Annotated in this window: 9 protein-coding genes and 1 riboswitch; of the genes, 6 read left to right on the forward strand and 3 right to left on the reverse strand. The window is 27.9% G+C overall.

What is annotated here, in order from left to right; genetic code table 11:
* Nucleotides 1-153: 153 nt before the first annotated feature.
* From C7380_RS09585 to C7380_RS09595, 3 genes are all read right to left on the reverse strand, one after another.
* Nucleotides 154-1,011, reverse strand: a complete 858-nt coding sequence (locus C7380_RS09585; RefSeq protein ID WP_109605323.1) for a YitT family protein — start codon at nt 1,009-1,011, stop codon at nt 154-156.
* Between the two features lie 116 nt (nt 1,012-1,127).
* A riboswitch (cobalamin riboswitch) is annotated at nt 1,128-1,305 on the reverse strand.
* 70 nt (nt 1,306-1,375) lie between these two features.
* On the reverse strand, nt 1,376-2,014 hold the full coding sequence (locus C7380_RS09590) for an anaerobic ribonucleoside-triphosphate reductase activating protein (RefSeq protein WP_109605325.1): 639 nt from the start codon (nt 2,012-2,014) through the stop codon (nt 1,376-1,378).
* Between the two features lie 25 nt (nt 2,015-2,039).
* Nucleotides 2,040-3,893 (reverse strand): ribonucleoside triphosphate reductase, encoded by a 1,854-nt coding sequence (locus C7380_RS09595; protein WP_109605327.1) that lies wholly within the window; start codon nt 3,891-3,893, stop codon nt 2,040-2,042.
* A 488-nt stretch (nt 3,894-4,381) separates the two neighbouring features.
* On the opposite strand from C7380_RS09595, the gene C7380_RS09600 reads away from it, so the two are divergent.
* The 6 genes from C7380_RS09600 (at nt 4,382) to C7380_RS09625 (ending at nt 11,948) form a co-directional block, all read left to right on the forward strand.
* Nucleotides 4,382-6,400 carry a methyl-accepting chemotaxis protein gene (locus tag C7380_RS09600; protein WP_109605329.1) on the forward strand — a complete coding sequence of 673 codons (2,019 nt, stop codon included), beginning with the start codon at nt 4,382-4,384 and terminating at the stop codon, nt 6,398-6,400.
* Nucleotides 6,401-6,524: 124 nt separating this feature from the next.
* A complete protein-coding gene (cls, locus tag C7380_RS09605) occupies nt 6,525-7,973 on the forward strand; it encodes a cardiolipin synthase (protein WP_109605330.1) in 1,449 nt (482 codons plus the stop codon).
* 178 nt (nt 7,974-8,151) lie between these two features.
* Complete coding sequence (locus tag C7380_RS09610; RefSeq protein WP_109605332.1) at nt 8,152-8,664, forward strand: adenine phosphoribosyltransferase; 513 nt, start codon at nt 8,152-8,154, stop codon at nt 8,662-8,664.
* Nucleotides 8,665-8,676: 12 nt separating this feature from the next.
* Nucleotides 8,677-10,050, forward strand: coding sequence for a glucose-6-phosphate isomerase (locus C7380_RS09615; protein ID WP_109605334.1), 1,374 nt, complete (start codon nt 8,677-8,679; stop codon nt 10,048-10,050).
* Entirely contained in the window at nt 10,047-10,622 is a 576-nt protein-coding gene (gene coaE / locus C7380_RS09620; protein WP_109605336.1) for a dephospho-CoA kinase, read from the forward strand. Before C7380_RS09615 ends, coaE begins: the two co-directional genes overlap by 4 nt.
* Nucleotides 10,623-10,655: 33 nt before the next feature.
* The gene (locus C7380_RS09625; protein WP_109605338.1) at nt 10,656-11,948 is read left to right on the forward strand and encodes an extracellular solute-binding protein; all 1,293 of its coding nucleotides are present in this window, start codon (nt 10,656-10,658) and stop codon (nt 11,946-11,948) included.
* The last annotated feature ends 23 nt before the right edge of the window (nt 11,949-11,971 follow it).

An 11,971-nucleotide genomic window follows, 5' to 3' on the forward strand; every position in this document is an offset into this window, starting at 1 on the left:
TTTTGCTATCTTTTTTTCTTTCTTCCCTTCTCTTTTTTCTCTTTTTTATCGCTTTTTATTCCTTTTTTTACTTGTTTTTATTTTTGTTGCTTTTCGTTTACTTGTTTTTTATTTCATATCCCTTTTTTATTGCTCTATTTTTCAAGTCACTATTTATATAAAGTTATGAAAATTTTTAAATCCATAACCTATTACATCAAGAGTTTCTTGTATTATTATAAATGCTTTTGGATCTATTTTTTGAATTTTTCTAACTATATCACCCCTTTGTTTTTTATTAACTGCAACATATATAAAATTTTTTTCTTGATTGGTATAAGCACCTTGAGCCTTTATTATAGATGCTCCTCTATCAAGATTATTTAATATATAATTTATTATTTCATCTGTATTTTCAGAAATTATTGTCAATATATTACTTGTATTCATGCTCTTCATAACAAAATCTACAGTAAGTCCGTTAAATACTACAGAAACTATTGAATACATTCCAACTCTCAAATCATATACAGTACCAGCAGCAATACCTGTTATTAAATCTAATAATAAAAGTGATATTCCAAGTGGCAATCCTGTATATTTATTCATTATTCTTGCAAGTATATCTGTTCCACCAGTCGAAGAATTAACAGAAAATGCTATTCCCATTCCAATGGCCGATATTATAACTCCAAAAAAAACTGCTAAAAACATATCATCACCATTATATTTTGGAAATGGAACGATTCTATCTAAAAAATCCACAAAAAAGTTTAATAAAAATGTACAAAAAATGCTTCTAAACCCAAACTCTTTTCCAATAAAAATAAAAGCTATTGAAAATAAAACTATATTAACACCATACATCAAAATTCCTACTGGAATATTTGTAAATCCATTTATAACTATTGCTATTCCATTTGCACCTCCTGCAGCTATATTGTATGGCATTAAAAAAGATACTAATCCAACAGCTGTTAAAAAAACTCCAATAATCGATAATGTATACTCCTTGATAATCCGTTTATTCATCCTATATCCTCCCCAAAAAAAAATTCTTTCTCTCCATTCCGAAAAATGGCAAGAAAGAATTATTGTATTTTTTTAAATATACAATTATTTTTCTTACTTTCCAATCCCGGAGAAAGCACAGAATAAATTTTTAGGTAGTTCTTCTGACTTACAGCATCAAACCTAATCGTTCCCCTTCCCGAATAATATCAGTGGTTTATGGAACTTTCGTATCTGCTCACAGCGGCCGGACCGTTTTGGTTTTTCACCAAATTCTCTATTAAGACTTCCGTCACCTAAAAAAATTTATTTAATTTTACGAATATATTCTATCATAAAGTATACATTTTAAAAAAACGAGATAAAACGGTATTTAATACCAGTTTTATCTCATTATTAGCTTATCTGTGTTTATAGTTTCATTTTTTTCAATATTATAAATTTCTGTAGATTTTGCATTTGTTATATAACCTTTTTCAGAATTTAAAAGAAAATTTTCAAAAAATTCTATATCTTTTTCATCGGATAATCCTGGAACATAAGTCATTCTAAATTCATAATCAATATCAGAATTTCTCAACATCCAAACACTTTGATATACCTGTTCCCAATAATTTTTTACATCTGTGAGATCGCTATATTTATTTGGTCTCGATTTTATATCCATAGCAACATAATCTATATTTTTTGATTTAATAATTTTACTCAAAAGTTTTGGATTACTACCATTTGTGTCTAATTTTATATAAAAATTAAATTTACTTTTTATATCCCTTATACTTTCATATAACTGTTCATATATAGTAGGTTCTCCTCCACTTATACAGAGGGCATCTACTCTCTTTTTAGATTTATTTAAATATTTATGAAGTTGCTCTTCATCTATATAATTTTTTTCTTTTTCAAAAGCTATTTTCCAATTATGACACCATGGACATCTAAAGTTACATCCTGAAGTATAAAGAACTGAACATATTTTTTTAGGATAATCTACAAAACTAAAAGATCTATATCCACAATACATATGAATTCCTCCAATATTTGAAACACTATATGGTATACTGCTTTCTTTCAACGTATTCTTTTTGTTTACCTTTATTCCAAGCTTGAACAGGTCTATAATAACCAACTACTCTTGAATAAACTTCAGACTTCTCTCCACATATAGGGCATTCAAAATGTTCTCCAGAAATATATCCATGATTTTTACATATAGAAAATGTTGGTGTTATACTCATATAAGGTAATGTATGATTTTCAAATGATTTTTTTATAAATTCTTTTAAAACATCTCTATCTGTTATTTTTTCTCCAACAAATATATGTAAAACTGTTCCACCAGTCCATTTATCTTGAAGACCTTCCTGATGTTCTAATAAATCAAAAGGATCTTCAAAAAATTTTACAGGAGGATGTACTGAATTTGTATAATAATTAGTATTTTCATCACCAGATTGTATTATATCTGCACCAAATTCTTTAAAATCAAGGCTTGCAAGTCTATAGCTCGTGCCTTCTGCTGGTGAAGCTTCAAGATTATACAGATTCCCCGTCTCTTTATTATATTCCTCAAGTTTTTTTAACATGTAGTCCATAATTTTTTGTGCAAAAATCTTACCTTCTGGGTTCAATATCCCATCTTCAATACCAAAATTTAATAAACCTTCATGCATTCCAACAAAACCTATCGTAGAAAAATGATTTGCCCAGTACTGACCAGTGAGTTTATAAACTCCATCGAGATAAACTTTAGTATATGGGTAAAGTCCACTTTTTGTCCATTGCTCAACATTAATTCTTTTTATTTCAAGTGATTCTTTAGCAATATTCATAGTATCATCTAAAAGTTCAAAGAATTTTTTCTCTTCTCCATTTGATAAAAACATCAACCTTGGAATATTTAGAGTTACTACACCTATAGATCCTGTAAGAGGGTTAGATGCAAATAATCCACCCCTTCTTTTAACTTCATCTGCTTGTTCTTCATTTTTTGTATCATTCACGAAACCAAAAGAAAGTTGCTCCATATGTTCTTTAACATCCTTATTTGAAAGTTTCAACCTACAACACATACTTCTCGCATCTTCGGGGCTCATATCTGAATTTACATAATTTGAAAAATACGGGGTACCATATTTCATAGTCATATCCATTATCATATTTGAAACTTCATCATCCCATGAAAAGTCTTTTGTTATATTATATGTTGGTATAGGAAATGAAAAAGGTCTTCCATCATAATCGCCTTTCATCATAACTTCTATAAATGCTTTATTGAGCATATTCATTTCAGTTTGAAACTCTTCATATGTTTTATCTTTCTCTTTACCACCTATTATTACTTTTTTATTTTTATAAGTATTTGGTACAAATATATCAAGAGTTATATTGCTAAATGGTGATTGAAATCCAACTCTTGTAGGCACATTCATATTGAATATGAATTCCTGCATACTTTGATAAACTTCTTCATATTTTAATGAATCATAATATATGAAAGGTGCCAAAAGCGTATCAAAATTTGAAAAGGCCACAGCTCCAGCAGCTTCCCCTTGCATTGTATATAAAAAATTGACTATTTGCATTAAAGCAGTTCTCAAATGATTTGCAGGGCCAGAAGCAACTTTATTTTCAACTCCATTGAAACCTTTTCTTAAAAGCTCTTCAAGATCCCAGCCTACACAATAACTCGATAAAGATCCAAGATCATGTATATGCATATTTCCTCTTTTATGATAATCTTTAATTTTAGAATTATAATTATCATAAACTTCTTCTAACCAGTAATTCTTTATTATTTCCTGATGAATATGATTATTTAATCCTTGTAAAGAATATTGCATATTAGAATTTTCTTTTACTTTCCAATCACTTTGATTCAAATAATTATTTATTATATCCATATTAACCCTCCTAAAAAAACATCAAAAAAATAAAAGCATTATTTAATAAAATAAGTTTTATAAAATAATACTTCCAATTAACTATAAGTAGTATGATTTATTTTTCTTGAATTAATTATACTATATATAATGTTTTTTTTCAAATTTTACCTTTTCAACACTAAATATTGATACATACACAAGTATAGGTTTTTTTAATTCTTCAACCAAAAAATCGTTACATTAATTTTTTTTGAACTTTGATTATTTTTATATTAAATTCCTAATTTCTTTATTATATCAACCGATAATATAAAGAAATATATTAATTTTATATTTTTATTCTTAATAAAGTTTTAAAAATTAAAATGTTTAATTTTTTTACTTTAAAAGTTGTATTTTTTTGTGGTATAATTTTTACATAAGTTATATTATTAATAATATAATATTATTATATAGTTAATATAAAGATTATATATTTTTATAAACCTAAAAATGGAGGGGTTAATATGAAAAAAATTAGTCAACAAATCTTAATACCTACAATAATAACTATAGTATTGATGACTTTAACACTCGTGATTTTCACCTTATATGAAGGTTCAAAAGCTATAACTGCTGAAGCAACTTCAAGGCTTGAACACATGGCTGAAACAGCTACTTTAGACTTCAACTCCATACTTTCAGAGGTCACTTTAAAAGTTGATGCTATAGAAGATTATATTAAAGCAGAAATAGATACAAAAAGACTTGATGATGATGATTATATGGCTGAATTTACAGAATCAATAAAACCTTTTATGAAAAATATTGCTATAAGTACTCAAGGAAATGATTCTTCATATATTCACTTTGATCCAGATTATACAGATAAAGCTTATAATGTATATTATAAAGCAGATAAAAATGATTATGTATTACAACCAACAACACCAAAAGAAAATTTTGTAGAATCAAGAGATGATATGGTATGGTACTTTGTCCCAAAGAAAACAAAAACAAATTATTTCACAGACCCATATGACTGGGATGGAACTATGCTAATAACTTATGCAAAACCTATTATAATCAATGGTAGATTTATAGCCGTTGCAGGAATGGATTTTTTATTTGATGATATAAAAAATCTTGTTTTAAGTGAAAAAGTATATGATACAGGCTATGCATATCTAGTAAATAATGATAATAAATTGATAGTACATAAAGAATTAGAAGGTAATACTTCAAAATTGGCTGAAACACTTAAAAATTCCAAATCTGGTTATACCGAAGATGAAGAAAAATTCTTTGGATATTCCACACTTTTAAATGGTTGGAAATATATAATTTCTGTTCCTAAATCAGAAGTATTGAGTGGATTGAATATACTTATAACTTCGCTTATAATAATTTCAATAGTATCTCTCGCAGTTGTCATTTTAATAATACTTTTGATTACTTCTAAAATAGTTAAACCTATAAAAGAAGTTTCTATTGTTGCAGATAGAGTAGCTGAAAATGATTTAACCACAGATGTTGATAAGAAATTAGTTAATAGAAAAGATGAAATTGGAGTACTTGCAAAATCTTTTGAAAAAATGATAGAAAGCTTGAGAACAATAATAGATAATATGCAAGATTCTTCTAAAAATATAAATGATTCATCTGCAGATCTCGCATCAGTTGCAGAAGAAACGAGTGCAACAGCCGAAGAATTATCTGCTCAGGTTAATTCAATAACCCATTCAGCTGAAAATGCTGCAGCAAACGTTGAAGAAGTAAATTCAGGCGTTGAAGAAGTTGCGGCATCTGCACAGGCTATTTCAAAAGCTGCTGCAGAATTAAATGAACAATCAAATGATACTAATAGCTCTGCTCTAAGGGGAGTTAATTCGATAAACGGAATTTCAAGCACTGTAAAAAATGCTGTCACAAAATCTAAAAAAACTGAAGAAGATGTTAAATTACTTGAAGAAAAATCAAATAAAATAGGTGAAATTGTCGATGCAATAAGTTCTATAACAGAACAAACCAATTTACTTGCTTTAAATGCTGCTATTGAGGCTGCACGTGCCGGTGAAGCTGGAAAAGGTTTTGCAGTAGTTGCCGATGAAATAAGAAAGTTGGCAGAAGAATCCAGAAAAGCTACAGAAGAGATCGAAGCTATACTAAAAGAAATTCAATCGAGCACAAAAAATGTTAATACTTCAACAGAAGATACAGTTGTAACTATAAAAGAAATCGATGATGAAATCAAAAAAATATCAGATGAATTTAATTCTATATTAGAAAAAGTACAATTAATGAGATCATCTATTGAAAATATGTCAGCAAGTTCAGAACAGCAAAGTGCATCGGCAGAAGAAATGAGCTCGGCAATGGACTCAGTAGCAAGAATAGTTAATCAAATTTCAGAAGATCTTTCAGCAGCATCTATTTCTATAACAAATCAAGCCGAAGGAGCTCAACAAACGAGTGCAAGTTCAGAAGAATTGGCCTCATTATCTGAAAGTTTTGCACAATTGATAGATAAATTTAAATTAAGATAATTATTTAAAATATATTAAAAAGTCTCCATTGTAAACTGATTTAAATCAGTTCAATGATGGAGACTTTTTATTTTGATTAATAAGGTATAATATAATATATTCGATAAACTCAAGAGGTGAAAATATGTATTTTCCACTTTTTACAGACATCCCTTCTATAATTTATGTTATATATGCAGTTTTTACAACATTTTTGATAATAATGGAAAGAAAAAGACCAGAAAAAACTCTAACTTGGATTATAATTTTCGTTTTATTTCCTCCCATCGGAATTTTATTTTACCTTTTAATTGGTAGGAATTGGAAAAAGAAAAAAAATAAATTAAATACAACTACAGATGAAATAACAAAAGAGCTTTTTAATATTTATAATACTAAAATAGAAATAAAAAAGTATGAACCTTTAACAGAACTATTTGCAAATAATAGTTTTTCTCCGTTATATGGAAACAATGAAATTGAGTTATTCTCAGAAGGAAATCCCCTTTTTAAAAGAATTATTGAGGATATAGAAAAAGCAAAAGATCATATTCATTTAGAATATTATATATTCAAAAATGATGATATAGGTTCTAAAATAATAAAAGCACTTATAAAAAAAGCCAATGAGGGTGTAGAAGTAAGAATAATAGCTGATAAAGTGGGTTCTGTAGATTTAAAAAGAAAAGCTATAAAAGAAATGAAAAAAAATAATATTGACTTTGTATTTTATAGTTATTTTCTTGCTCCAATATTAAAACCTTTTAATACTTTAATAAATTATCGTAATCATAGAAAAATTATAGTTATAGATGGTGAAATTGGATATGTTGGTGGTTTTAATATTGGTGATGAATATATAAAAAGTAAAAAACTTGGTATATGGAAAGATACTCATATAAGAGTTGCTGGTGATTTTGTATATGGTCTTCAAGCATCTTTTCTTGATGATTTTAATAGAATAAAAAAATTATATAAAGAAAAAAATTTTATCAAAGGTAATTATGAAAAATATTTTAAAATACATGAACAAACAAAAGATAATATTAAAATGCAATTAATAAAAAGTGGTCCTGATTCAGAAAATCCTTCTATAATGCAAGGAATTCTTCAAATGATAAATTTGGCAAAGAAAAATATAAATATAGTAACACCTTATTTTATTCCAAATGATGAAGTTCTTTCAGCTTTAAAAGTTGCTGTTTTAAGCGGTATAGATGTTAAAATTCTTTTTCCATCCAATATAGATCATTATCTCGTAAGATTTGCATCTATGACTTATTTGCAAGAAATAAGTGAAACAGGGGCAAAGATATATTTTTTAAATGATAAGTATTTCATACACTCTAAAACTATAAGTATAGATGGTGAAATATGTTCTATAGGAACTGCAAATATGGATATTAGAAGTTATGAACTGAATTATGAAATAAATGCAATGATATATGATGATAAAATGACAAGAATTCTTGATGAGGAATTTGAAAATAACCTCCTAAATAGTAGAGCAATAAATTATAATTATTTTGAAAATAAAAATATATTCATAATATTTTTAGAATCTTTTGGAAGACTTTTTTCAAATATATTATAAATCAATTGAAAAAGATTCTTTTTGAAGGTATAATTATACTGGTTTGGTTTTTCCTTTTTTGGGTCTATATAATTTAAATATTTAGATTATAATTTATTATTAACACTAATATGATAAAATAAACCTTGTTTTTGTGAATATTTTTGTTCATATTACAAGTTTAAAGGAGGATTTTTCAATGAACATAAATGATTATGTGAGAGATATTCCAGATTTCCCTAAGAAAGGTATTATTTTTAAAGATATAACTCCAGCTTTAAAAAGTCCAGAGGCTTTCAAATATATTATTGATAAATTCGAAAGTACAGTAAAAGATATAGATTTTGATGTAATAATAGGACCTGAATCAAGAGGTTTCATATTTGGAGCACCTCTTGCATATAAAATGGGTAAAGAATTTGTTCCAGTTAGAAAACCTGGAAAATTGCCTTCAGAAAAGGTTAGCATTTCTTATGAGCTCGAATATGGTTCAGCAACTCTTGAAATGCACAAAGATGCTATATCTAAAGGTCAAAAAGTTATTATTGTAGATGATATTTTAGCAACTGGAGGAACTACTGAAGCCATAATAGAATTAGTCAAGAGATGTGGTGGAGAAGTAGTAGCTACTTTATTTTTTGCAGAACTTGCTTTTTTAAATCCGAGGGAAAAACTTCAAAATGTTTTAGTTGAAAGTTTAATCCAATTTTAGGGAGGGTCTTTTATGAAAGGTATAAAATTTGATTTTACAAATCTCTTTCAACCTAATGTAGAAACTGGTGTAACAGAAGATCAAATTAATGATCACAAAGATAAAATTAAAAGTATCATTGAAGAAATTATAGAAGAAAAACCTGGTTTCATGAGTGTTCCTTTTAATAGAAAATGGATAGATAATGTACTCGATATTAAAAATCTTGTTCAATCCTTTGAAAGTGTAGTTGTTCTTGGAATAGGTGGATCAGCACTTGGAAATCAAGCTTTACAAACAGCATTGAATCCTTTGAATTATAATTCCATGAATTCATGTGATAGAAAAACTCCTAAAGTTTTTATTTTAGATAATGTAGATCCAGACTTTATAGCATCCGTTTTAGATCAAATAGATCCTAAAAAAACTTTATTTAATGTCATATCAAAATCTGGTACAACAGCAGAAGCAATGTCAAATTATTTGATAGCAAGGGGCATACTTGAAACATATGGTGTTAAACCTTCAAAAAATTTATTGTTCACAACAGATCCAGAAAATGGAATTTTGAGAAAGATAGCAGAAGAAGAAAACATAAGATGTCTTGAAATTCCTCCAGAAGTTGGTGGAAGATTTAGTGTATTAACACCTGTTGGTCTTTTATCAGCTGTTGCGGGTGGAATAGATATAATAGATCTTTTCAATGGTGCAAAAGATATGTATGATAAAGTTATAAATACTGATGTTTGGGAAAATCCAGCAGCATTGAACGCTTTAATTCATTATATCTTATACAATGACGGGTATAATATTTCTGTTATGATGTCTTACTCAAACAGACTACTTCTATTAGCTGATTGGTATAGACAATTATGGGCTGAATCACTTGGTAAAAAAGTAGATTTAGATGGCAAAGAAGTACATGTTGGACAAACTCCAGTTAAAGCACTTGGAGCAACTGACCAACATTCACAAGTTCAATTATACAATGAAGGTCCTTTCGATAAAGTATTTACTTTTTTAAAACTTGAAAGATTTGATAGAGAAATAACTATTCCAAATATACATTGTGATATTCCAGAATTGAATTACTTGGGTGGTAAAAGACTTTCAAATCTTCTAAATACTGAACTTACTGGAACAGAATACGCTTTAGTTGAACATAAAAGACCTAATATGAAAGTTATTTTTCCAGCCATAAATCCTTATAATATAGGTCAATTTTTCTTTGCTTATGAATTTCAAACTGCTGTTATGGGAAAATTACTCAATATAAACACATATGATCAACCTGGAGTAGAACTTGGTAAAAAAGTTACTTATGCTCTAATGGGAAGAAAAGGTTATGAAAATATGGAAAAAGAAGTTATGAGTAAATTGGAAGGAAAGAAACAGGTGATTTTATGATTTTAGGTTTAACTGGACCTGCTGGTTCTGGAAAATCTACTGTTTCAAACATTATAAAAAATAATTTTGATAAAACTTATGTAATAGATGTTGACAGGGTAGGTCATGATGTACTAACCCTGTCTTTTGTTCAGGATAAACTTAAAGATACCTTTGGATCTTCTATATTCGAAAATGATGAAATTAATAGGAAAGAGTTGGGAAAGATTGTATTTAAAGACAAAAATAAATTAAATATACTTAATTCTATTGTACATCCCGCAATGTTTAATAAAATTGAAACTTTTATAAAAAAAGATTTAAAAAACTATGATATAATTATTATAGATGCAGCATTGTTATTTAAAATAAAACTTCATACCCTGTGTGATAAAATAATTTTTGTTGATGCAGATGAAAAAGTAAGAATTAAAAGACTCACCCAGAAAAGAGCTTTGACTTTAGATAAAGCTCTTTCAATTGTCCAAAGTCAAAAAAACTTAGATTTTGGTCCTCATGATATTGAAATAAAAAATAATTATGATGATTTAAAATACATAAAAAAAATCATTTTTGATCTCATTAAACCTTAACTAAACACATATTTTGATTGGGAGGTGCTCTTGGTGAAAAAGCTTTTAGCAGTACTTTTAACTGTTTTAATCTTTAGTTTTGCTTTTTCTGAAAAAGTAGTTTTTGAATTTTGGCATGCTATGGGTGGTGGATTAGGAGAAACTTTATCTTATCTAATCGAAAACTTTAATAAAGAAAATCCTGATATTGAAGTTAAACCTATTTATGTTGGAAACTACTCAGCTTTAAACCAGAAATTATTATCTACCATAACTGCTTATAATCAAGGTACAAGAAGTGAATTACCTACTATGGCTCAAGCTTATGGTAACTGGATCGCAAAGTACTTATTCTCAGATGTTATTCAACCATTAAATGAATACATCGAAAATGACAAAGAAATGAAAGATGCATGGGATAATGAAATATATGATGTTTTCAAAGAAATGTCTACTTGGGATGAAAATATTTATTCTATGCCTTATAATAAATCTGTTTATACTTATTATTACAACACAGATTTATTTGATTTATATGGAGTTGAACCACCAAAATCTTTTGATGATTTAATTGAAGTTTCACAATACTTAACAGAAGATATTGATGAAGATGGAAATGTAGATCAATATGGATTAGGTTCAAGAACTTTCGTTGATGATTTCCAATTACTATTATATGCTTATGATCAGAGAATATTAGTAGATAAAGGAAATGGAAAATATGCTGTTTCTTTAGATAAAACTAAATTTAAAGAAGCTTTGAGTATCGTCAAAGAATTAAAAGAAAATGATAATGCTTTATTCCAAGGTGGATATCTTGATGGTCCTTTCGGTTCAGGTCAAATAGCTGCTTATATGGGAACTATAGCTGGTAAGAGTTATGCCGATAGATCTTCTCAAGGAAAACATGGTTGGACATGGTCAGCATTACCTTCAGTTGATGGAGTTCCTCATTCTCCTATAGCTGGTACAGATTTAACTGTATTTAAATGGGCTTCAGATGAAGAAAAAGAAGCTGCTTTTAGATTCTTAAAATATTTAATGGATCCTGTTAATATGGCTTATTGGGCTATAAATTCAGGCTATGTTCCTGTTAGAAAAGATGTTACACAAACAGAACAGTGGAAAGTTTATACAGCTACAGATGAAAAACCAACAATAGCTTTAAATTCTCTTGAAACTGCTTATTCAGATCCAAAACCAGCAGCTTGGAATGATATAAGAGGAGAACTTTCTAATATTTATTCTGATTTCTTAAATGACAAAATAGATTCTGATGAAGCTTATAGCAGAACTATAAGATCTTTAGAAACATTGCTTGCTGAAACAGATGAATTAGCTAAATAAAAAATACCCCGGCTTTTCAGCCG

Origin of the sequence: Oceanotoga teriensis, from assembly GCF_003148465.1 — a bacterium.
GTDB lineage: Bacteria > Thermotogota > Thermotogae > Petrotogales > Petrotogaceae > Oceanotoga > Oceanotoga teriensis.

Coding starts and splice junctions, on each gene's coding strand:
- C7380_RS09590 (WP_109605325.1), bottom strand. CDS start 2,014: ATGTATTGTGGATATAGATCTTTTAGTTTTGTAGATTATCCTAAAAAA.
- C7380_RS09600 (WP_109605329.1), top strand. CDS start 4,382: ATGAAAAAAATTAGTCAACAAATCTTAATACCTACAATAATAACTATA.
- C7380_RS09610 (WP_109605332.1), top strand. CDS start 8,152: ATGAACATAAATGATTATGTGAGAGATATTCCAGATTTCCCTAAGAAA.
- C7380_RS09585 (WP_109605323.1), bottom strand. CDS start 1,011: ATGAATAAACGGATTATCAAGGAGTATACATTATCGATTATTGGAGTT.
- cls (WP_109605330.1), top strand. CDS start 6,525: ATGTATTTTCCACTTTTTACAGACATCCCTTCTATAATTTATGTTATA.
- C7380_RS09595 (WP_109605327.1), bottom strand. CDS start 3,893: ATGGATATAATAAATAATTATTTGAATCAAAGTGATTGGAAAGTAAAA.
- C7380_RS09615 (WP_109605334.1), top strand. CDS start 8,677: ATGAAAGGTATAAAATTTGATTTTACAAATCTCTTTCAACCTAATGTA.
- coaE (WP_109605336.1), top strand. CDS start 10,047: ATGATTTTAGGTTTAACTGGACCTGCTGGTTCTGGAAAATCTACTGTT.